The organism is Streptomyces bathyalis (genome assembly GCF_015910445.1).
Taxonomy (GTDB): domain Bacteria; phylum Actinomycetota; class Actinomycetes; order Streptomycetales; family Streptomycetaceae; genus Streptomyces; species Streptomyces bathyalis.
This window is the reverse complement of record NZ_CP048882.1, coordinates 2,737,405-2,758,889: the sequence shown is the minus strand read 5'-3', so window position 1 is coordinate 2,758,889 and position 21,485 is coordinate 2,737,405. Positions and strand designations below refer to the sequence as shown.

The following is a 21,485-nucleotide window of genomic DNA, read 5'->3' as shown; positions in this document are numbered from 1 at the left end:
ACCTGAGCCGCACCTGCTGCCGCCCGGTCGCGCCAGCGTTCGCTGGCAGATTCGGTGAAAGTGGTTACCGCCGGGTATGCAGCGTGTTTCCGGGGTCGTACGCTCTCTCGCATGACGGACACGCAGGACACCCGCTCCCAGGACCAGGGCGAAGACCGCGGCACCGGCGGCACCGCCACATCGGACGTCGCCGCCGGCGGTAACCCGGTGGCCCCCGCTCCCGCAGGGGTGCGCACAGCCGCCGAGGTCGTCACCGCCGAGCTCGTCGAAGCTCTCACCGAGGGAGTGATCGGCAGCGGCCGCACGTCCAGCCACACGCCGTTCACGGGGAAGAAGCTCGCCGAGCTGCCGGAGGCGACGCCCGAGGACGTCGCCTTCGCCTTCCACCGCGCGCGCGAGGCACAGCGTGAATGGGCCGCCACACCCGTAAGGGAGAGGGCCGCCGTCCTGCTCCGCTTCCACGACCTGGTGCTGAAGCGGCAGAGCGAGGTGCTGGACCTGATCCAGCTGGAGACGGGCAAGGCACGGCTGCACGCGCACGAGGAGGTGCAGGCCGTCGCCGTGGCCGCACGCCACTACGGGCGGCGTGCCCCCGCGTATCTGCGTCCCAAGCGGCACACCGGCGCGTTCCCCGTCCTGACCAAGGTGACCGAGAACCGTCATCCACGCGGCGTCGTCGGGCAGATCGCGCCGTGGAACTACCCGTTCGAACTCTCCGTCGGCGACGCCCTTCCCGCGTTCGTCGCGGGCAACGCGGTGGTGATGAAGCCCGACACCGAGACGGCGCTGACCGCCCTGTGGGCGCGCAAGCTGCTCATCGAGGCCGGGCTGCCGAAGAACGTGTGGCAGGTCGTCATAGGCGAGGGCCATGTGATCGGCCCCGCCGTCGTCGAGCGCGGTGACTACGTCTCGTTCACCGGTTCCACCCGAACCGGCCGCGGTGTGGCGCAGAAGGCCGCGGAGCGGCTCGTGGGCGCTTCCCTCGAACTCGGCGGCAAGAACGCCATGATCGTGCTGCCCGACGCCGACCTGGACAAGGCCGCGGCGGGTGCGGTGCGCGGTGCGTTCTCCTCGGCCGGCCAGCTGTGCATCTCGATCGAGCGGCTGTACGTGCACGAGTCGGTGGCGGACGCGTTCGTGGAACGCTTCGTCGCCCGTACGAAGCGGATGCGGCTCGGTTCGTCGCTCGCCTACGGCGCCGACATGGGTTCCCTCGTATCGCAGAAGCAGCTCGACAACGTCAGCCGCCACATCGAGGAAGCGGTCGCCAAGGGCGCGAAGGTGCTCGCGGGCGGGCGCGCACGCCCCGACGTGGGACCGCTCTTCCACGAGCCGACGATCCTCGACGGCGTCGAGTCTCCGATGGCCGTGTGCACGGAGGAGACCTTCGGGCCCGTCGTCTCCATCTACCGCTACGCGGACGAGGACGAGGCCGTCGAGCTGGCCAACTCCACGGCGTACGGGCTGAATTCGAGCGTCTGGGGCCGCAACGGCAGCCATGCCCGCGCGGTCGCGGCACGGCTGCGCAGCGGGACCGTCAACGTCAACGAGGGTTACGCGGCGGCGTACGGCAGCGTGCAGTCGCCGATGGGCGGCATGGGCGACTCCGGCCTCGGCAGGCGTCACGGCAGCGAGGGCATCCTCAAGTACACCGAGTCGCAGACAGTGGCGCACCAGCGCGTGCTGCCGATGGCGCCGTCCTTCGGCATGGACGACGCGAAGTACTCGGCCTTCATGAGCCTCGCCCTCAAGGTGCTCAAGGCGCTCCGCTTCCGCTGACCCCGGGCAGCCGCCCGCCGCGGCGGCTCCCGGCCCCGACCATCCGACCATCCGTACAACCGATCCAGAGCCGAACCACTCGCACCGGAGGCCCCATCGTGCCCGAGGAGAACTCCGCCCCAAACGAGGGCGGTTCGTACGACTACGACGTGATTGTCATAGGCTCCGGCTTCGGCGGTTCCGTCTCCGCTCTCCGTCTCACGGAGAAGGGATACAGCGTCGGAGTGCTGGAGGCCGGACGCCGCTACACGCGCGAGACCCTGCCCAAGAACTCCTGGGACACGAAGAACTACATCTGGGCGCCCGCACTGGGCCTCTACGGCATCCAGCGCATCCATGTGCTCAGCAATGTCATGATCCTGGCAGGCGCGGGAGTGGGGGGCGGTTCGCTGAACTACGCCAACACCCTCTACGTGCCGCCGAAGGCCTTCTTCCAGGACCGCCAGTGGGGCCACATCACCGACTGGCAGGAGGAGTTGAAGCCCTTCTACGACCAGGCGCAGCGGATGCTGGGCGTGCGCCTCAACCCGACGATGACGCCCTCGGACGAGCACCTGAAGACGGCCGCCGAGCGGATGGGCGTCGGTGACAGCTTCCACATGGCGCCTGTCGGGGTGTTCTTCGGCGACGGCGAGGACGCGGACGGCAAGGCGAGGACCAAGCCGGGCGGTGAGGTCGCCGACCCGTACTTCGGCGGCGCCGGTCCGTCGCGCAGGGCCTGCTCGGAGTGCGGCGAGTGCATGACGGGCTGCCGTCACGGCGCGAAGAACACCCTCAACGAGAACTACCTCTATCTCGCCGAGAAGGCGGGCGCCGTCGTGCACCCGATGACGACGGTGCGCGAGGTCGAGGAGCTGCCGGACGGCATGGGCTTCGCCGTCACCTGCGTGGCGACGGACAAGCGCAAGGGGCCGGCAACGGTGCTGCGCGCCCGCAAGGTGGTCATCGCGGCCGGTACGTACGGGACGCAGACGCTGCTGCACCGCATGCGCGACACCGGCACGCTGCCCCGTCTCTCCGAGCGTCTCGGTGAGTTGACCCGCACCAACTCCGAGGCGCTGGTGGGCGCGCAGACCATCGAGCGGCGCTACCGCAAGAAGTGGAAGGACGGCCGGAAGCTCGACTTCACGCGGGGCGTGGCCATCACCTCCTCCGTCCACCCGAACGAGCACACGCACATCGAGCCCGTCCGCTACGGCAGGGGCTCCAACGCGATGAGCGCGCTGACCACTCTCCAGGTCAACCACGACACGAAGCTGCCCAAGGTGCTGGGCCACCTGCTCACCTGTCTGCGGCATCCCAACCTGTTCCTCAGGTCGCTCTCAGGCCGTAAGTGGTCCGAGCGGATCATCATCGGCCTGGTGATGCAGACGCACGACAACTCCCTGACCACGTACCGGAAGACGAAGGGACTCGGGAAGGGACTGCTCACCGCCCGCCAGGGCCACGGCGCGCCCAACCCGGCCTACATTCCCGAGGGCGCGGAGGCCGCACGCCATCTCGCCGACGACATCAACGGCTTCGCCGGGACCAACCTCGGCGAGCTGATGGGCATGCCGCTCACGGCGCACTTCCTCGGCGGCTGCCCGATCGGGGCGGACGCCGACAGCGGCGTCATCGACCCGTACCACCGGCTGTACGGGCACCCGGGCATCACGGTGGTGGACGGCTCCGCCGTCTCCGCGAACCTCGGCGTCAACCCCGCGCTCACCATCACCGCTCAGGCCGAGCGCGCCATGTCGCTGTGGCCGAACAAGGGCGAGGAGGACGCGCGGCCCGAACAGGGATCGCCGTACGTACGGATGGCGCCCGTGGCGCCGCGCGAACCGGTCGTGCCGGACGACGCGTTCGGGGCGCTGCGGCTGACGATGCTGCCCGTGCCGGAGGTGCCCGCCAAGAAGCGGGAGCCGGCGCACGAGGCCGCCGAAGTGGAGTAGTCCCCGAATCCGCGTTCCCGTCGGGGCAGTTCGCCCGGGCGGGAACGCGGAGGGGCTGTCGCACGCGCGAAGGGCCCCGTGGCGCCGGCCGGTTGGTGGACGGCGCCGCGGGGCCCTTGGCGTCCAGCACGGGCGTCAGGGCAGCGCCCGCCTGAAGGAACGGCACCGGGGGGTAGTGCCGCCTGGCCGTCCGAGCTGCGGCAGCATGCTGCGCAGCTGGTCAACGGCCGGGTCTTGAAAGGGAGTTCGTGTGCATGTTGCTGGATGCGCATCTGACGCGCAAGGCGTCCGACTCCCTTGGTCACGGCATTGGTACCGGCTGGCCGGAACTTTTACCGTCGGACGACAATCTCCCGAGAATCTTCCTGAATCCCGCGCTCCGCGGAGCGGCCGGTCCTGGGCGTCCCCGGGACCGGCCACTGTCTCCCCGCGCGGGGAGAGTTGGTGACCGGGCTGCTGTCCCCTGCTGACCGGTCACTCGCGCCGGAGCGAGGTCCCACGACACTTCCGTCCCCGCCCACGAGGAGGAACGGGCGTCTCATCGCTGCGATGGCGCGTCCCCGAACTGCCGGACGTCCGGCGGGCATCGGGGTCACCGGGACCAACGAAGCCGCGCACGCGGCGGTCACGCTCCTTACGGGTGACCGCCGCGCCGCGGACTTGCCATGTTGTGCGAACGGGCTGCGGGAGCCGCCGTGCGCCGGCCCGCCGCCCGGTGGCTCCCCTGCGGCGGGTTCACCAGCGTGCGTGCCGCAGGTTCACGACCGGGTTCACGCCTGGGCGCATGACCGGGTTCACGATTGCGCGCGGCACAGTGCCAGCAGCGTCATCGCGAGCTGTGTGCCGGGTCGGCCGAGCTCGCTGCGGTAGCGATTGAGGATCTCCATCTCCCGTGCCAGACCCACTTGTTCCCCTGCCCCGGAGCGCTCACCGGCCGGTCCGTCTCCGGCTTCGGTGCGCGCCTGCCGGACGCCTGCCGCGACGGTCCTGCGTTCCTGCACGAGCGCGATGATGCGGGCGTCCAGCTCGTCGATGCGGGACCGGGCCCCGGTCCCGGACTCGGCCCCGGACTCGCCCCCGCCCGCCGCGCCCGCCCCGGTCGTGTCCGGGCCGGTACGCCCGGTGGTCTCTGCGGTTTCCGTGCTCATGGTGTTCACGTCTCCGTCCTCGTAGGTCGTACGTACGGCGGAGCCCTGGACCTCGCGGCCCGTGGAGCGGAAACGAAGAGCGCCCCGGGCCTTTGCCGGCCCGGGGCGCCCGGTGAGTCGCTCGTCAGTGGATCAAGCAGCTCGACCACGGCGGCCGTGAGGGCCGGATCCGTAGCCGAACCAGAAGCTGGTTGTGACGGGCTGCTCGAACATGCTCGACAGTATGCACGGGCCCCCTGTGGAGGCCAAGCAGCACCCCCGGCGGCTCCCGTTAGAATCGGCCGTACGAAGTGAGCACGTGCTCCGCGCTCCGGCACGGCGTGCATCAACGCCGTCCCCGCCGTCCCACGCTCCCGTACCACCGCCGTAAGGCCGAAAGGCAGCCGCTCCGTGGCATCAGCGCCCGCCCCTCGTGGCTCAGGCTCCCCGGAATCCGCCTCCGCATCTCCGGACGCTCCGGAGACCGTCCTCGTGGTCGATTTCGGTGCGCAGTACGCGCAGCTCATCGCGCGCCGCGTGCGCGAGGCGCGGATCTACAGCGAGGTCGTGCCCTCCACCATGCCGGTCGAGGAGATGCTGGCCAGGAACCCGAAGGCGGTGATCCTCTCCGGCGGCCCCTCGTCCGTGTACGCCGACGACGCACCGTCCCTCGACGGCTCGCTCTTCGACGCCGGGGTCCCCGTGCTCGGCCTGTGCTACGGCTTCCAGCTGATGGCGCAGTCCCTCGGCGGCACCGTCGACAACACCGGCAGCCGCGAGTACGGGCGCACGGACCTGTCGGTCTCCAAGGGCGCATCCACCCTCTTCGAGGGCACGCCCTCGCACCAGCAGGTGTGGATGTCGCACGGCGACGCCTGTTCCGCCGCGCCCGAGGGCTTCACGGTCACCGCATCCACCGACATGGTCCCGGTCGCGGCCTTCGAGAACGACGAGCGCAGGCTCTACGGCGTCCAGTACCACCCCGAGGTCATGCACTCCACGCACGGCCAGCAGGTGCTGGAGCACTTCCTCTACCGCGGCGCCGGTCTCTCCCCGACCTGGACGACCGCGAGCATCGTCGACGAGCAGGTCGCCGCGATCCGCGAGCAGATCGGCAGCAAGCGTGCCATCTGCGGGCTGTCCGGCGGCGTGGACTCGGCGGTGGCCGCAGCCCTCGTCCACAAGGCTGTCGGTACGCAGCTGACCTGCGTGTACGTCGACCACGGGCTGATGCGCAAGGGCGAGACGGAACAGGTGGAGAAGGACTTCGTCGCGGCCACCGGCGTGCAGCTGAAGGTCGTCGACGCCGCCGACCGCTTCATCGCCGCGCTGGCAGGAGCCTCCGACCCGGAGCAGAAGCGGAAGATCATCGGACGTGAGTTCATCCGGGTCTTCGAGCAGGCGCAGGCGGAGCTCGTCGCCGAGGCGGGCGCCGCCGGTGAGGACGTCGCCTTCCTCGTGCAGGGCACCCTCTATCCCGACGTCGTCGAGTCCGGCGGCGGCACGGGCGCGGCCAACATCAAGTCGCACCACAACGTGGGCGGGCTCCCGGAGGACCTGGAGTTCGAACTGGTCGAGCCGCTGCGGAAGCTGTTCAAGGACGAGGTCCGCATGGTCGGCCAGGAGCTGGGCCTGCCGGAGGAGATCGTCCAGCGGCAGCCGTTCCCCGGCCCCGGGCTCGGGATCCGCATCATCGGCGAGGTCACGCGCGAGCGCCTCGACGTGCTCCGCGAGGCCGACGCCATCGCCCGCGAGGAGCTCACGGCCGCCGGCCTGGACCGCGACATCTGGCAGTGCCCGGTCGTGCTCCTGGCCGACATCCGCTCCGTGGGCGTGCAGGGCGACGGCCGCACATACGGGCATCCCGTGGTGCTGCGCCCCGTCTCGTCCGAGGACGCGATGACCGCGGACTGGTCGCGGCTGCCGTACGACGTGCTGGCCCGCGTCTCCAACCGCATCACGAACGAGGTCTCCGGCGTCAACCGTGTCGCGCTCGACATCACGAGCAAGCCGCCGGGCACGATCGAGTGGGAGTGAGCCGGGACGACCCGGCGAGCGCCCAGGCGGATCCTCCGTCAACCTGGCGTCGTGCTTCATGCCTCCGAGTGACCAGGGCTCGCTCCCGCCCGCTGCGGTGGGTGCGGGGCGGAGAAGCCCGTCCATGGGAGGAACCATGACCGCCGAGCCCGTGCCCACCAGCGGCGATTCCCAGGATGCCGCCCCGCAGTGGCCTGTGCCCCCGCGGCAGGGCTACACCGTGGACGACCTGTTCACTCTGCCGAACCTCCCGCCGGTGCCGGGGCTGAGCACCACCGCCATCTCTCGCCGCACGCGCAAGTTCTCAGGACCACCTGTAGGCGGCAGGACGCACGGGGCTCGATGAGTTCCCGGAGGCGGGCCCGCAGGGGCACGGGGCGACTCCGGCCCGGCCGGGCCCGGCGATCTCGGATGTCCGGCGCCCACGGCGGTAGTTTGCCGGGGTGACCGATATCGGGGGCCGGACCCGCCGACTGAACCGGCGGAAGCGGATCGTTGGGGCCGCTGCCGCGGGAGTGGTGCTGCTCGGGGTGGTCGCCGCGGTCGTCGAGCCGTACGTGAACGACTGGTGGGTCACCCGAAACGCCTGCAGCGGAGCGCTGCCCAAGGGTGTCCTCGACGACATGGGCACGAAGCCGATGGACGACGACAGGCATCTCTACGGACACGAGGAGACCGTCGACGCTCCCCTCGGCAGATACCGCTGCGAGGTGAACGACGGCGAGAGCGGCCGCGGCTACCGCTTCCGCGCCTCGGCCTACACCGCCCGCGACGACATCGACGGCCACCTCTCCGAGGACTTCTCCGGCCATGAGCCGGCCCGGCTGGCGCTCCCGGCGGGGCTGCCGGGCTACGAGACGCCGCGCGGCGATCTCGTCATGACGGTCGTCTGCCCACGGCTCGGCAGGGACGGCTCGGGGAAGCCGCGGCAGCTGCACACCAGGGCTCAGATCCCCGGCTACTTCGGTGACGGCGAGTCGGGGGACGAGCCCGCTGCCGGAGTCTCGTACGACGCCGGTGCGCGTGCCACCGTCTCCTTCGCCAACAAGGCGTCGGAGAAGCTGCGTTGCGGAGCGAAGCCGTTGGCCGTCCCGGAGAAGGTTCCCCGGCCGGAGCCGGTGCCGCTGGGACGGACGGACGGGACGCCGTGCTCGGTGCTCGCCCACGCGCCCCTCGGCCCGACGAAGGCCTGGAGCGTGGAGGTGCGGATGTCGCGGCGCGCCCCGGTCGGCAGCTGCCTGCTGGAACGCAACGGCGACGGCACCGGATCAGGTCAGGCGGCCCAGGGCAAGGAGGCACTCGACCTGACGGCCTTCCACGGCGACTTCTCCCGCCATCTGTGGAAGGCCCTCGGCCGGAGGAAGCCGTGGGTGAGCGCCACGCAGGGCTGGGCGACCGCGCGGTGCGAGGGGACGGACGCCGTCTTCCGGATCCGCGCGCTCGGCGGGGACGGGGAGACCCCGGTGCTGAGCGCGGAGGAGATGCGCTCGATCCTGACTGCCTTCGCCGAGCGGCAGGCCGACCGCCGTGGCTGCACGAAGCCGCGCGTACCGTCCCGGGTCTCGGCCGACCCGCCCCGGGCCTGACGGAGTGCGAGCGAGCGGGCCGGCGCCGGGTGTCCGGGCGGTACCGGCCGTCGGCGCCCTGCCGCCGCGGCTCACGTGCCCGACGTGCCGTCGATGCGCTCGCGGAGCAGATCCGCGTGCCCGTTGTGCCGCGCGTACTCCTCGACCATGTGGATCAGGATCCAGCGAAGGGACACGCTGTCGTCGCCCATGATCGCTGCCGATTCCTCCGGGAGGCGGCCGGAGTCGTCGAGGGACGCGGTGGCGGTCAGTTCGCGGCCACGCTCGACCTCGCGCTGCCACACGGCCATCGCCTCGTCCATGCCGCGCCCGGGAACGAGCGTGAACCCGTCCTCCCCCTCCTCGTACAGCCTCGGGACGTCCTGACCGGCGAACACCCGCTGGAACCAGTTGCGTTCGACTTCTGCCAGGTGCTGCACGAGCCCGAGCAGCGTCATCGAGGACGGCTCCGCCGACTGCTCGCGCACCTGACTGTCGTCGAGATCCGCGCACTTGAGGGTCAGGGTGGCCCGGTGGAAGTCCAACCAGCCCTCCAGCATGGTGCGTTCGTCCGCGTGCGGGGCGGGGACGGGGCGTCCGTCCGGTGTCGTCCTGGTCATGGAGCCAGCCTTCCACGGCCCGGCCGCCGGTGCGTCCCGGTCGCCGTCAGGCAGTGGCGGCGGCCTTTGCCCGCTCCGATGAGTCCGGGCGCCGGCGGTGGTCTGCACTGCGGCAGGGACATCACGCACGGAGGGAGAGCCGCTGTGGCCGGCACCGATGGGACCGAGGTCGTCAGGGCCTGCATGGAGAGCTACGTCGCGCAGGACCGCGAGCGAGCGGAAGCGCTGATCGCCGACGACTACAGCTTCACCAGCCCGCAGGACGACCACATCGACAGGGCCGCGTTCTTCGAGCGCTGCTTCCCCACGGCTGAACGCCTCAGGTCGCAGAAGATCCTGTCGGTCGTGCCGGCCGGGGGCGACGACGTCTTCCTGCTCTACGAGTACGAACTGCAGACGGGCGAGCGCCACCGCAACGTCGAGGTCGCGACGGTCCGCGACGGGCGCCTCACCGAGACCCAGGTCTTCTTCGGGGGTCGCGTCCGCTAGGCCCTGGCTCAGGTCCGGTGGCTCGGTCCGGTGGTCGCCCGGTGGGACGTACCGTCCCTCGCCGGCCCTGCCGCCGCCCATACGAGCAGGGCGAAGCCGAGCGCGAAGCCCAGCATCGTCACCACTCCTCGCGGGTTGAAGATGTGGCTGTCGAAGAAGGACCCGCAGCACGCCAGCAGCACCACCGTGCCGGGCAGCACGCGCGCCCCGTACCTCAGACACAGCGCGACCGACACCGCGACCACCGCGACGGTCAGGCACCACACGCCCGCCTGCCCGAGCGCGTCACCGGTGTGGAAGAGCGGGTTGACGACCCGGCGGCGCTGCTCGCCGCCGTGCTCCTCGGCGATGCCCGCCCCGATGCCGGCGACGGCGTCCAGGCCCGTGTAGAAGCAGGCGTACCCGAAGGCGCCCACCCACGCGACGACGGTGGCCACGCCGGGCACGTCACGCCGCGGCCTGCCCCACAGGGGCACGATCAGGCCCAGCGCCAGCAGCGGCCAGACGGGCAGCAGCCAGATGTGCATCTCGGCCCACATCGCGGCGTTGTGCGGCCGCAGCCCGCCGGGATGCCCGAGCCCGAATCCGGCCAGCACGAGGGGCGCCGCGACGACGAGGACGATGTCGCGGACGAGGCTCTTCCATCGGGGTGCGGGCATGTCCGTGATGGTAGGGGCGCGGCGGGCCGGTGCGAGGGGTGCCGGCGACACCGTCACAGAAGCGAAAGATCCGGCGGCCCCCGCCCGGTGGAACGGGGTCCGTTTCGCCGCCCCGCACCTAGAATGCGCCGACCGCGGACGGGACGCAGTCCTGCCCCCCGATCACCGGCCGGAGGTCGAGAAACACATGCGTATCAAGCTGCTGGGCGGCTCCGGGCTTCGCGTCAGCGAGCTGTGCCTGGGCACCATGACCTTCGGCCGCGAGACCGACGAGGAGACGAGCGGCGCCATCCTGGACGCCTTCGTCGAGGCGGGCGGCAACTTCATCGACACCGCCGACGTGTACTCGCGGGGCGGGTCGGAGGAGATCCTCGGGCGCTGGCTGAGCAGGCAGCGGCGTGACGATCTCGTCGTCGCGACGAAGGTCAGGTTCCCGATGGGCGACAGCCCCAACGACCAGGGGCTGGGCCGCAAGCACATCGTCCAGGGCGTGGAGGCGAGCCTGCGGCGGCTCCGCACCGACCACATCGACCTGTACCAGGTGCACGCCTGGGATCCGCACACGCCGCTGGAGCAGACGCTCTCCACCCTCGACTCGCTCGTACGGGCCGGAAAGGTCCGGGCGGTGGGCGCGAGCAACTTCACCGGATGGCAGCTGCAGAAGGCCGTGGACATCGCCCGCGCCCGCGGCTGGGAGCCCTTCTCCTCCCTCCAGCCGCTGTACAACCTGCTCGACCGCGAAGCCGAGTGGGAGCTCCTCCCCGTCTGCCGCAACGAGGGCCTCGGCGTGATCCCGTGGAGCCCGCTGCGCGGTGGCTGGCTCAGCGGTGCGATCCGCCGGGGAATGCAGGAGCCGCCGAGCGGAAGCCGCGTGAGGACCGCGGAGAGTCAGGGCTGGAGCGAGTCGTGGAGCGCCTACGCGGAGGACGAGCGGACATGGCGCGTACTCGACGAACTCTTCGCCGTCGCCGAGGAGTCGGGACGGCCTCCGGCCCAGGTCGCGGTCAACTGGCTGCTCCGGCAGGACGGTGTCACGTCCCCGATCGTCGGCGCGCGCACGATGGAGCAGTTCGCCTCCCATCTGGCCGTCGTGGACTGGGAGTTGGAGTCTTCGCAGGTGAAGCGGCTCACGGCCGCCGCGAGCCGGCGGCTGCCCTACCCGTACGGCTTCCAGAAGGGCAGTGACAGCGACGACTGACGGGTGCGCTCCGGGCGCCGGTCGCCGACTTGTCCCGTCCTGTTCGGTTGGATCCGTAAATCCGTTATGCCTGCGGCCTTTTCGGGCGTCTTCCCCGGACCCTCGCGATGGAGCCGATTCGGCCGCCGGTACGTCGTATCCTCGTACTGTTATCGGCTATGCACTCTGAGCATTCGTCCTGTGATCGGGACGCCGTCAACTATGGGGATTGAACGAACGGATGGAATGCGCGCGACTGTCTGACGCGGAACTCCTCCCGCTGGTGCGGGAGGAGGGCGAGTCGTTCCGCGACGCGCTCCGTGAGCTGGAGCGGCGCCACTTTCATGCCGTGAGGGCCTTCGCCGCCGTGTGCACCGTCAGTTCGTCGGCGGCCGAGGAACTGGCCGACAACGCATGGCGCCGCGCGACGGCGTTACGGACGGAGATACCCGTCGGCGCCGTACGTCCGTATGCGCTGTGCTCGGTGCTGCGTACGACGGCCGACTGGGCCGGCACCGCCAAACGCGGGGAACTGCACGAAGAGTTGGTCAGCTGGATCCAGAGCTACGTCACCGAGGGCCGCGGGGACTCCTCGGCGGACGACTTCCCCTGCACATCCATGGCGGCCCGCGCCTTCGCATCCCTTCCCGGCCACACCCAGACGGTGCTGTGGCACTACGCGGTCGAGTACGACGGCGTCGCGAGGATCGACCAGCTCCTCGGCGGCGGTACCGACGAGGTATCGGTGCTGGGCAGGCGTGCGCGCAGGGACTTCTACAACGCCTACGTGCGCATACACCAGGACGAGATACGTGAGGACGAGTGCGCCCGCCTCCAGCGGACGGTGCTCGCCTACGCGGACCAGAAGTCGATCGAGACCGCTGCCGATCTGATGCCGCACCTGGAGCGGTGCGCACACTGCTCGCAGGCGGTCGACGACCTCGGGCTGATGCACGTCCACTGCGGCGCGCTGCTCGCGGAGGCACTGCTCCCCTGGGGCGGCCCGGAGTACGCCGCCTCCAGCCTTCCCTCGTCATCGGGCGGAGTCCGCGCCGCGCACGGGACGGAGGACGACACCGCTGACAGGGCCGCCGGGGCCGGTGCGGGCGGCGGGGAGCGCTCGTACGAGGGGCGGCTGGCGGGCTTACTCCGTGGCCTGGTCTCCCGCTGGTCCGGCCGGTTCGCCGGGGGCCGGTTACTGGGAGGAATCCTCGGCCGCAACGGCGCGGATCCGCGTCCCGGCGACGGCAGGAGACGGCACCAGAGGAAGCGCGCGCTCCAGAGCGCGGCACTGGTCGGCCTGTGTTCGCTCGTCGTCGCGGTCGCCTACACCGGGGTGTTCGGTCCCGGCTCTCCGCAGAGCACCGAATCGCCTCCCGCCCAGGGCGCTTCGCAGGTGCCGGCCCAGCCGCCGCGGTCCTCCCCGACCACGGCGACGGCCACCGCCACCTCGACCGTCACGGCGACGGAGACCGCACCGCCCCGTGGGAACGGCGGCGGACGCGCCGGCGGCAGCGCCGGCGAACCGGCCGGAGGTCTGCCGGCCGTCGACACGGCGCTGGAGTGGCTCTTCGACACGGTCCAGGGTGCGACGACGTCGGACACCTCGGCCAACGGCATCCTCGGAACACTCTTCGGTGACCCGCTGCCGGCGCTGGTGAACGGCGCCCTGCAGTTCAACGGGACGCAGGACGTCTCCTCCGAAGGTGCCGTGCTCGACACCGAGTCCAGCTTCTCCGTCACCGCCCGCGTGAAGCTGCAGGACAAGGGCGGCACCCAGACCGTGGTCAGCCAGGACGGCTACGACGTGAGCGGGTTCTCGCTCCAGTACGACGCGGCGAAGGACAGGTGGTCGATGGCCCTGCGCCGTGACGACTCCTCGGACGTCGTGGCGGACGTGGCCCTGTCCGACTCGATTCCGAGGGCGGGCAGATGGACCCGGCTCACCGGTGTCTACGACGACCCTGGCAACGAGGTCCGGCTCTACGTCGACGGCAGGCTCGAGGACACGGCCAGGCATGACGGGGACTGGCCGGCTGACGGCGACTTCACGGTCGGCAGGGGGCTGCTCGACGGCGCACCCTTCCAAGGTCTCAGGGGGACCGTCGACGAGGTGCGTGCCTTCGACTCGGCGCTCTCGGGGCAGCAGGCGCTCGCCCTGGCCGGCCGCTCCTGACCAGTCCTGGCTGAACCGGCCGCTTGAGACCAGTCCTGGCTGAACCGGCCGCTCCTGACGGGCCGCGTCCCGGCGGCTCGCGGCGAGCCCGGTCCCGCGGCACCGGACTGTCCTGACTGCCGCGTCCGCGGGCAGCGCCGGCCGGTGCCGGCGCGCCCCTCCCTCATCCGCTGTTGCGCCCGCTGCGCCGCTGGAAGGTGTCCTTGCTGCCGCCGTCCCATTCGACGGTGAGCTTGTCACCGGACCGGACGGCGTCGCCCGTGAGGGCGCTCTTCACATTGCCGTTGACGCACTTGAGTGCCAGCCGGAACGCCGCGCCGGACTTGCGCGCCTCGCCGACGCCGGGGCAGGTGGACAGGCGGCCGGGACGGTTGTAGGCCACGGCGTTCTTTCCGGCGGACCTGCCCGACTCCGCCTCACGGCCCACCGTCAGCGTCGCCCCGCCGCGCGACTGCCATGTGCCGGTGAAGCCCTTCGCCCCACCGTTCTTCCCGCCGCTTCCGGCGTCCTCGTCCTGAGCCCCGCCCTGGTTCCCGCCGTCGGGCCGCTCGCCGGCAGATCCCGAGTCGGGCTGTTCGCCGCTCTCCGAGCTCGCGCCGGTGCCCCCTCCGCCTCCGCTGTCCGTCATGTAGTACACGCCGCCGCCCGCGAGCAGCACCGCGATGATGGTGCCCGCGAAAAGGGCCACGAGCTTCCTCTTCGAATGGGCGGCCCACCGCGGCCCCGCCGGAGGGTAGCCGTAGTCGGGCGGCGGCTCCTCGTACCTCTCGTCGAAGAGGTACTCGTAGTCGTACGGCGGCGGCGGTGGTGGCGGCGACTCCCACTGCGGCTGCGGAGGCAGCGCCGGCTGCGGCGGGGGCTGGGGCGGGAGTTGCTGCGCCGGTGAATCCCAGTATCCGAACCCGGCGGTCGGGGGCTGCGGCGGAGGCTGGCGCGGCTGAAGTTGCTGCGGCGGAGGCTGCCGAGGGACGGGCGGCGGGGGAGGCCGCTGCCTCCTGTACCGCGGACCGCCGTAACCGTCCTGCGGTGGCTGAGTCATAGCGAACACCTCTGCACACGTGCCCGCAGCCGCCAAGACCCCCAGCTCACCCAGGTGGCCCGAGATTCCCCGGGGTCGGCCTCGGCCGGTTACGAGCCCGCCGCTGCTACACGACAAATGAGCGGGCCACGCGACCATCCTGCGTCATGGTGACGACGGGCCGCAGCCGAAACCAGAGCATGTGTGCGGTACATGAGCACGGATCCGGACCCGGGCCCCTCCGGGGAGCGCGGCGTGTGCCGTGCGAAGGCGCGCACGGCCTCCGCACCCCGGGCGCCGGAGCGCCTCAGACCAGGCGGCGCGCGGCTGCCCAGCGGGTCAGTTCGTGGCGGTTGGACAGCTGGAGCTTGCGCAGGACCGCCGAGACATGGGACTCGACCGTCTTCACAGAGATGAAGAGCTGCTTGGCCACTTCCTTGTACGCGTAGCCGCGCGCGATCAGGCGTAGGACCTCGCGTTCGCGCTGCGTGAGCCGGTCGAGATCCTCGTCGGCGGGCGGGGCGTCCGTGGATGCGAAGGCGTCCAGGACGAAGCCCGCCAGGCGCGGCGAGAAGACGGCATCCCCGTCGGCGACGCGGAAGATCGCGTCGACGAGGTCGCTACCGGTGATGGTCTTGGTGACGTAGCCGCGCGCACCGCCACGGATGACGCCGATGACGTCCTCGGCCGCGTCGGACACGGAAAGGGCGAGGAAACGCACCGGGGATTCGGCGGCGCCCATCATCGAGGCGCTGCGGCGCAGGACTTCGACGCCGCCTCCGCCGGGGAGATGGACGTCCAGCAGTACGACGTCGGGGCGGGTGGCGGTGATGACGGAGACGGCCTGTTCCACGTCGCCGGCCTCCCCGACGACGTCGACGCCCGTGTCGTCGGTGCGGCCGATCTCCGCCTGCACGCCCGCGCGGAACATGCGGTGGTCGTCGACGAGGACCACGCTGACCTGGCGGGACGTGCCCGAGCCGGTGCCTTCCGCGGTGCCTGGTGTCTCGTTGGTCACGACTGGGCCGCCCTCTCCATTTCGAGCTCCACCTCTGTCCCCTCGCCGGACGCCGACCGCAGCCGTGCCGTGCCGCCGTGGCGTCGCATGCGGCCGATGATGGACTCGCGCACACCCATCCTGTCCTCCGGCACGGCGTCCGGGTCGAAACCGGGTCCGCGGTCGCGTACGGAGATGAAGACCGTGCGTCCCTCCACCTCCGTGAAGACCTGGACCGCCCCTGCCCCATGGCCTCCGGCAGGGGTGGCTCCCCCAGGGACACCGTACTTGGCGGCGTTCACCATCGCCTCGCGCGCGGCCTGGATCTGTGCGTCCAGCCCTTCGTCGAGCGGGCAGTCGCCGACGCAGACGACCTCGATCGGCACCCCGTGATGGTCCTCGACCTCGGCCGCCGTGGCCTTGACGGACTCGGAGACCGTCTGCGGTTTCTCGTCCTCGTCCTTGGCCCTGCCGCGGGGCTTGTACAGCCAGTTGCGCAGCTCGCGCTCCTGGGCGCGGGCGAGGCGGGCCACTTCGCGGGGATCGTCGGCACTGCGCTGGATCAGGGTGAGGGTGTGCAGCACGGAGTCGTGGACGTGCGCGGCGACCTCGGCCCGCTCCTGCGCGCGGATGCGCATCAGCCGCTCCTCTGACAGGTCCTGCATCATCCGCACCAGATACGGACCGGCGAGCAGCGCGACGCCGACGAGGACGGCGAGGGCGGCCTGCAGGACCGGGCCGAGATGCCTGGCCGACCCCTGCACGACGACGATTCCGCTCACTCCCACGGCCACCAGCACCACACCCGCGGCGCTGCGCGCGAGCGGCACCAGCCCGCGGCGGCGGCTGACTTCGGCCCAGTGTGCGCGGCGGGCGTCGTCGGCCTGGCGCCAGACCAGGACGACGCCGAGGCCTATCAGAAGCACCGGCCACAGATAGGTGTTGACCCGTCCGAACTGCCAGTTGTCGGCGATCACGACAGCGCCGACGAGCAGTGCCAGTACGGCGAAGAGCTGACCCTTGTCGGGCTTGCGCAGGCGCAGTCGCGGCCAGGTGCTCTCGCCCTGCCGGCGGCTCCGCGGGGCGGAACCCACGTCGGCGGCCGGTCCGGCGGCCGTCACCTGGCGGCCCGAGCCGACGCCTCCCGTGCCGAGCGGCACGACGAACCAGAAGGCGGCGTAGAGCAGCACGCCGAGCCCCTGGGTCACGGTCAGGGCGATGAAGACGATGCGGACCCAGGAGACCGGCAGCCCCAAGTGACCGGCCAGGCCCCGGGCGACGCCGCCGAGCATGCGGCCCTCGGCGCTGCGGTAGAGCTTGCGCAGCGGGGGCGGCGGGGCGGCGTCGTCGGCGGGCGGCCCGCTGCCGGCCGCTCCGGCGGAGCCGACGCCGCCGGCGGTCGACGAGGCGGGGGTCATGCACCGATCGTCACACGTTTGTGCGGTGTGAGGCATCAGGGTGGTCCCTGATCCCTGCCCGTACGTGGCCTTCCGGGGCGGCGGTGAATGCGGCGCCGGAATCAGGGTCGCGTGGGGGACGGGCCCCGATGTGCCGGGCGGGAGGCAGGGGACACCATTGGGCTCATGACGGAGGACGACGAGCACTCGCCGCGGCAGCACCCGCCGGCGGCCGGGCCGGTGCGCGGCGACGGTGGCGGTGGCGGTGGCGGTGGCGGCGAGGCCGACCGGGGCGGCGATGCCGGCCGGGGCGGCGACCACGGCGACGGGCGGGGTGGCGGCGGAAGTCCCGGCAGCGACGCCGGTACGGACGCGGCCGCAGGCGCCGCTCGAACCACAGCCGCCGCCGATGGGGGAGCAGGCGACGGCCAGGACGGCACGGGCCCTCCCGCGCGCAGGCTCACGCGGAGCCGCCGCCCCAAGGCGGTCGCCGGGGTGTGCTCCGGTCTCGGCCGCTACTTCGACCTCGACCCCGTCATCTTCCGCGTGCCGCTCGTCGTGCTCTCCGTCATCGGCGGGCTCGGCCTCGTCTTCTACGGGGCCGCATGGCTGCTGATCCCCGCGGAGGACGAGCAGCAGAACGAGGCACGGTGGCTGCTCTCCGGTCGCGTGGAAGGAACCACGCTCTCCGCCATCCTCGTCGCGCTCGTCGGATGCGGGCTCTTCCTCGCGTCGCTGGGCAGTCTCAGCACGCCCTTCTCCGTGCTGCTCGCGGGTGCGGTAGCCGGTGCCGCGTACTGGTCGCAGCACCGGCGGGAGGCCGAGGCCGCGGAGGCCGTCGGCGCCCCCATCGATCCGACGACGGCGCACGCGGTCGCAGACGCGCCTCCGGAAGCGCAGGCTCCGCCGGTGCCGGGGATGCCGTCGTGGTGGCGTGAGCCACTGACCAAGGACGGCGCCGGCGACACCGGGTACCTGTGGGGCCCCGAGGAGGCGGAGACGCAAGCGGGCCGGGGGCACCTCCCGCACGGGCGTCCCTGGGGGCGCGGTGGCGGTGGCCCACGCCCGGGCCGTCGCCGCGAGGGCGCCTTTGGCGGGCTGCTGGCGATGCTGGCCGCGGCCGCGGCGGTCGCGGGGACCGCCGCCGGCTGGGATCCGCAGGCGCTCGGCACGGGCCTCACGATCGGACTGGCCTGCGCGCTCGCGGTGTACGGAATCGGGTTCGCCGTCAGCGCGTTCGCGGGCCGGGTGGGCCTGGGAACCCTGTTCCTGGCGGTCGTCACGGCCGTGATGCTGGCGGGCGTCTCCCTGATCCCGAAGAGCATCGGCACGGACTGGCGCGAGGTCACCTGGGCCCCGGCCTCCGCCTCCGACATCGCGGGCACCTACGAACTCGACGGCGGCGCGGGCGAACTCGACCTGGGCGACATCCGGTTCACCGGTGACCACAAGACCGTACGGACGCATGCCCGGCTCGGTGCCGGAGCGCTGAAGGTGATCGTGCCCAGCGGCACACGCGTGGAACTCGACGCGAAGGTCGGCGCGGGGGAGATCCGCCTGCCCTCGCGGACCGAGCGCGAGGGGGAGCACTTCGTGGTGGAGAGCATCGGCGGCGTCGACAGGCACGAGCGGCTGACGCTGTCGCCCGGCGGCAGCGGAAAGGACGAGGAGGGGACGCTGAAGCTGTCGGTGGACCTCACGGTCGGGCAGCTGGAGATCGTGCGGGTGCTCTCCTCCGGTGCACGGACCGACCACCTGCCCGCGCGCAGCGTGCCCGGGGACGGGCGGAGCGAGGAGCGCCGATGAACCGGCACCGTTTCGAACCGGCGCGGCTGCTGCTCGGTCTGATGCTGATGGGCGCCGCGGTGGTCTACGCGCTGGACGCGCTCGGGCAGTGGCGGGTCCCGGTGTGGGCGCTGCTGGTGCTGGTACCGGCGTCGCTGGTGGCGGCGGCGTTCACGGCGGTGGCGACCTTCGCGGTGCGGCGCCTTCTGCGACGGCGGAGGACGCAGGGGCCGGGCGTGCCGGGCCGGATGCCGATGGACGAACTGCGCGGCGGGTACGGGGCGTCGGCGACCGGCGGGCTTCAGCGGGACGACGGGCAGAAGGACGACCGGGAGCACGGCGGCGAGCAGCACGGTGGCCAGCAGCACGGCGGCACCCGGCCGTTCGGCGGCAGCGGCGGAGGAACCGGAACGGACTGAGGCGGGAGCCGAGCCCCCGAGGCTGTGCCTCCGGAGCGGGGCCCCCGCCTCGTCCCACATCTGCCGTGCCCGGTCCTCGGCCCTAGCCGAAGATGTGCCTGCCTTTTCGGCGTCGTCGCCGCGAGAAGGCCATGTCGAGCGACCACACCGAAGCTCCGGCGAAGATCAGCGGCACCCAGGCCATCATGTACGGGAGGTCGTTGCCGTAGTAGTACGGGTCGCTCTGCCAGCTGACCGTCAGCCACAAGCTGAGCGATATGAGCATGCCGCCGAAGGCGGCCAGGCGGGTCCACAGTCCCACCAACGCGCCCAGCCCGGCGGCGATTTCGCCAGCGGCGATGGCGATGCCGAATGCCTTGGGGTCGTTCTGCGCGAGGTCGATCATTGCGGGGATCGCAGCGGCGTCGTGCGAGGACTCCAGAACCTGGGCCAGCGAGTCGCCGCCCTTGCCGTTGAGGAACTCCTTGTTGATGACGAGCTTGTCCAGTCCCGCGTAGATGAAGGTGGCTCCGAGGAAGAGACGGAGCGGGACCAGTGCGTACTTGGACGCTCTTGCCCGCACACTGCCCGGGGAGCCGCTGACAGGCGCATCAGTCCTGGTTTGATCCGCCAGAGACATGACAGTCCCACCTTCCGTAGTCGCCCCTGTGCCGCATGCGTGTTCGGCTCGGGCTGAAGTCGAGTCGCTACGGTACGCGGCTGTGGCCCGCGTTACACCCTCTCTGAACGATCTCAGTCAGCTACCGCGGCCGAAGACCTCGCGGGTGCGGGTGCATTCGCGACAAACCGGCCAATCGGATGCGGTTCAGTGCGCCGGGCCACCGCTCCCTCGCGGTGCATGTCCTCGGGACAATGACCGGTCATCGCCGGTTTGCCGGCGGTCGCACCCGGCATAGCGCGGACGCCCGGACCGCGCGCCAGGGGCGCTCCGCCTCAGTCGGCGACGTCGATGGGGTAGCGGTTGGTCTCCACGCCCGCCGCGGTGACGACCTGGATCTCGACCCGGCCCGGTTCGACCTCCACGGGCACAGGGACGGTGAGCGTCGCATCGGCCGGGTTGGAGAATCCGTTGCCGGACGGGATCAGCGGGACCGGCACATGCACCGCCCCGACACGGACCACCATCCGCGACAGCCGGTCCGGCTCACCCGCACCCGGCGGGACGAAGCCCGCGCCGCGGATCTCGATGTCGTCGCCCGTACGGATGGGCGCGTGCAGGTCCCCGACCTCGCGGGCCCGTACGACGGAGAGCACCACGGGACGGCCGCCCTCGGCGTACTTGCCCGTCAGATACGTCGCCGCCGAGACCACGACCAGCAGGGCCAGGCTCCAGGGCAGGTCCGGCAGCTGGTCCGGCTGCCGCGCGAGGCGGACGCCGGCGAACACCACGGCGACGCCGCTGATCAGGACGTACTGCACGTCGCAGAAGGAGCCCCGGCCTGCATCGTCGGTGAGAAGGTCACCGGCGCGGGGCCGGTCGGCACGCACCTTCTGGAGCCGCTGGTGCTGCACGCGGACCGAGACGGTGCGGCGGACGAAGACCGCGACGGCGCAGCTCAGCGCGAGCACTGTCAACAGCCCCGCGCCACGGGAGAGTTCGAGTCCCTCGATGAGGGCGCGACGCTCGGACTTCCCGGAGCGGCCCGCCAGTTCGAGCGCCAGGACGAGGACGGTGTACACGGCGAGGAGCACCCACGCCGCCGCCACCGTGCGCGAGGTGGACAGCCTGTTGTCCTCGCCGATGAGCGGGGCCAGCGCCCCGCCGCGCGCCCGGTGCAGGTACGCGGCGAGCGAGACGACGCCGGCGGCGATCACCGCGGCGATCAGGGACGCGGTGCGCCCGGCGGTCCAGCCGGCGGACAGTGCGGTGAGCAACTGCCCGATCAGCAGCACACCGACGGCTGCCCAGATGGCGATGACGGTCTGCCGCCACAGCGACTCCAGCCGCATCGCACCCTCTTCGCGTGCGCGCTCGGCGACCGTACGGGCGGACCGCGTCAACTCGTCGGAGACCCACTGACGGGAGGCTCCCGGGGAGTGCGCGAGAGCGGCCGGAAGGCCCTTGCCGGCGGCGAGTTCGTCGCGGCGGCGGCGGAAGTCCTCACGTGCGTGCCGGTGGCCCTCGCGGGCACCGTGCGGGCAGTCGCCGCAGGTGCAGGAGGTGGAGTGGGCCCCCGAAGGGGCGCCCGACGGGGCGGACTTCTGAAGCGGGACGGACTCTTCGCGTGCGCCGCTGCCGCCGCCCGTCCCGTCGCGTGCCGTGTCCACGGCCACTGTGCAACCCCGCCTCTCAAACACGTTCG

17 protein-coding genes and 1 pseudogene are annotated in these 21,485 nt (G+C 71.7%); 10 read left to right on the top strand and 8 right to left on the bottom strand.

All coding sequences use genetic code 11. The annotated features are described in order from the left end of the window. The first annotated feature begins 111 nt into the window (after nucleotides 1–111). Both G4Z16_RS11800 and G4Z16_RS11795 read left to right on the top strand, forming a co-directional pair. Nucleotides 112–1,779 (top strand): succinic semialdehyde dehydrogenase, encoded by a 1,668-nt coding sequence (locus G4Z16_RS11800; RefSeq protein WP_197350772.1) that lies wholly within the window; start codon nucleotides 112–114, stop codon nucleotides 1,777–1,779. Between the two features lie 98 nt (nucleotides 1,780–1,877). Next, nucleotides 1,878–3,716, top strand: coding sequence for a GMC oxidoreductase (locus G4Z16_RS11795; RefSeq protein ID WP_197350771.1), 1,839 nt, complete (start codon nucleotides 1,878–1,880; stop codon nucleotides 3,714–3,716). 794 nt (nucleotides 3,717–4,510) lie between these two features. On the opposite strand, the gene G4Z16_RS11790 is transcribed toward G4Z16_RS11795, so the two are convergent. After that, complete coding sequence (locus tag G4Z16_RS11790) at nucleotides 4,511–4,864, bottom strand: chorismate mutase family protein (protein ID WP_197350770.1); 354 nt, start codon at nucleotides 4,862–4,864, stop codon at nucleotides 4,511–4,513. A gap of 471 nt (nucleotides 4,865–5,335) precedes the next feature. Between G4Z16_RS11790 and guaA the strand changes: the two genes are divergently transcribed. From guaA to G4Z16_RS11780, 3 genes and pseudogenes are all read left to right on the top strand, one after another. Continuing rightward, nucleotides 5,336–6,880, top strand: coding sequence for a glutamine-hydrolyzing GMP synthase (gene guaA, locus G4Z16_RS11785; protein WP_246530808.1), 1,545 nt, complete (start codon nucleotides 5,336–5,338; stop codon nucleotides 6,878–6,880). 124 nt (nucleotides 6,881–7,004) lie between these two features. Beyond that, nucleotides 7,005–7,136 (top strand): annotated as a pseudogene (locus G4Z16_RS32455) (Uma2 family endonuclease); the annotation flags it as partial. 187 nt (nucleotides 7,137–7,323) lie between these two features. Further along, the gene (locus G4Z16_RS11780; RefSeq protein ID WP_197350768.1) at nucleotides 7,324–8,466 is read left to right on the top strand and encodes a hypothetical protein; all 1,143 of its coding nucleotides are present in this window, start codon (nucleotides 7,324–7,326) and stop codon (nucleotides 8,464–8,466) included. A gap of 71 nt (nucleotides 8,467–8,537) precedes the next feature. Here G4Z16_RS11780 and G4Z16_RS11775 read toward each other — a convergent pair whose 3' ends face one another. Beyond that, nucleotides 8,538–9,065: a DinB family protein gene (locus tag G4Z16_RS11775; RefSeq protein ID WP_197350767.1), complete on the bottom strand. Its 528-nt coding sequence runs from the start codon at nucleotides 9,063–9,065 to the stop codon at nucleotides 8,538–8,540. A gap of 144 nt (nucleotides 9,066–9,209) precedes the next feature. On the opposite strand from G4Z16_RS11775, the gene G4Z16_RS11770 reads away from it, so the two are divergent. After that, nucleotides 9,210–9,554, top strand: a complete 345-nt coding sequence (locus tag G4Z16_RS11770) for a nuclear transport factor 2 family protein (RefSeq protein ID WP_343070801.1) — start codon at nucleotides 9,210–9,212, stop codon at nucleotides 9,552–9,554. A gap of 8 nt (nucleotides 9,555–9,562) precedes the next feature. Here G4Z16_RS11770 and G4Z16_RS11765 read toward each other — a convergent pair whose 3' ends face one another. Further along, nucleotides 9,563–10,213: a hypothetical protein gene (locus G4Z16_RS11765; protein WP_197350766.1), complete on the bottom strand. Its 651-nt coding sequence runs from the start codon at nucleotides 10,211–10,213 to the stop codon at nucleotides 9,563–9,565. Between the two features lie 187 nt (nucleotides 10,214–10,400). Between G4Z16_RS11765 and G4Z16_RS11760 the strand changes: the two genes are divergently transcribed. Then, nucleotides 10,401–11,411, top strand: a complete 1,011-nt coding sequence (locus G4Z16_RS11760) for an aldo/keto reductase (protein ID WP_197350765.1) — start codon at nucleotides 10,401–10,403, stop codon at nucleotides 11,409–11,411. Between the two features lie 220 nt (nucleotides 11,412–11,631). Then, on the top strand, nucleotides 11,632–13,566 hold the full coding sequence (locus G4Z16_RS11755; RefSeq protein WP_197350764.1) for a LamG domain-containing protein: 1,935 nt from the start codon (nucleotides 11,632–11,634) through the stop codon (nucleotides 13,564–13,566). A 163-nt stretch (nucleotides 13,567–13,729) separates the two neighbouring features. Here the strand turns inward: G4Z16_RS11755 and G4Z16_RS11750 are convergent, their stop codons facing one another. The 3 genes from G4Z16_RS11750 to G4Z16_RS11740 form a co-directional block, all read right to left on the bottom strand. Then, the gene (locus G4Z16_RS11750; RefSeq protein ID WP_197350763.1) at nucleotides 13,730–14,605 is read right to left on the bottom strand and encodes a hypothetical protein; all 876 of its coding nucleotides are present in this window, start codon (nucleotides 14,603–14,605) and stop codon (nucleotides 13,730–13,732) included. 286 nt (nucleotides 14,606–14,891) lie between these two features. Next, on the bottom strand, nucleotides 14,892–15,602 hold the full coding sequence (locus tag G4Z16_RS11745) for a LuxR C-terminal-related transcriptional regulator (protein ID WP_197350762.1): 711 nt from the start codon (nucleotides 15,600–15,602) through the stop codon (nucleotides 14,892–14,894). Continuing rightward, nucleotides 15,599–16,999 carry a PspC domain-containing protein gene (locus G4Z16_RS11740; protein WP_425508070.1) on the bottom strand — a complete coding sequence of 467 codons (1,401 nt, stop codon included), beginning with the start codon at nucleotides 16,997–16,999 and terminating at the stop codon, nucleotides 15,599–15,601. The genes G4Z16_RS11745 and G4Z16_RS11740 overlap by 4 nt, the downstream gene beginning before the upstream one ends. A gap of 165 nt (nucleotides 17,000–17,164) precedes the next feature. On the opposite strand from G4Z16_RS11740, the gene G4Z16_RS11735 reads away from it, so the two are divergent. Then, nucleotides 17,165–18,784 carry a PspC domain-containing protein gene (locus G4Z16_RS11735; RefSeq protein ID WP_197350760.1) on the top strand — a complete coding sequence of 540 codons (1,620 nt, stop codon included), beginning with the start codon at nucleotides 17,165–17,167 and terminating at the stop codon, nucleotides 18,782–18,784. Next, nucleotides 18,781–19,182, top strand: a complete 402-nt coding sequence (locus G4Z16_RS11730) for a hypothetical protein (protein ID WP_197350759.1) — start codon at nucleotides 18,781–18,783, stop codon at nucleotides 19,180–19,182. The genes G4Z16_RS11735 and G4Z16_RS11730 overlap by 4 nt, the downstream gene beginning before the upstream one ends. A gap of 82 nt (nucleotides 19,183–19,264) precedes the next feature. On the opposite strand, the gene G4Z16_RS11725 is transcribed toward G4Z16_RS11730, so the two are convergent. Together G4Z16_RS11725 and G4Z16_RS11720 are read right to left on the bottom strand one after the other, a co-directional pair. Next, nucleotides 19,265–19,801 carry a DoxX family membrane protein gene (locus G4Z16_RS11725; RefSeq protein WP_197350758.1) on the bottom strand — a complete coding sequence of 179 codons (537 nt, stop codon included), beginning with the start codon at nucleotides 19,799–19,801 and terminating at the stop codon, nucleotides 19,265–19,267. 314 nt (nucleotides 19,802–20,115) lie between these two features. Further along, the gene (locus G4Z16_RS11720; protein WP_197350757.1) at nucleotides 20,116–21,456 is read right to left on the bottom strand and encodes a hypothetical protein; all 1,341 of its coding nucleotides are present in this window, start codon (nucleotides 21,454–21,456) and stop codon (nucleotides 20,116–20,118) included. Nucleotides 21,457–21,485: the final 29 nt, after the last annotated feature.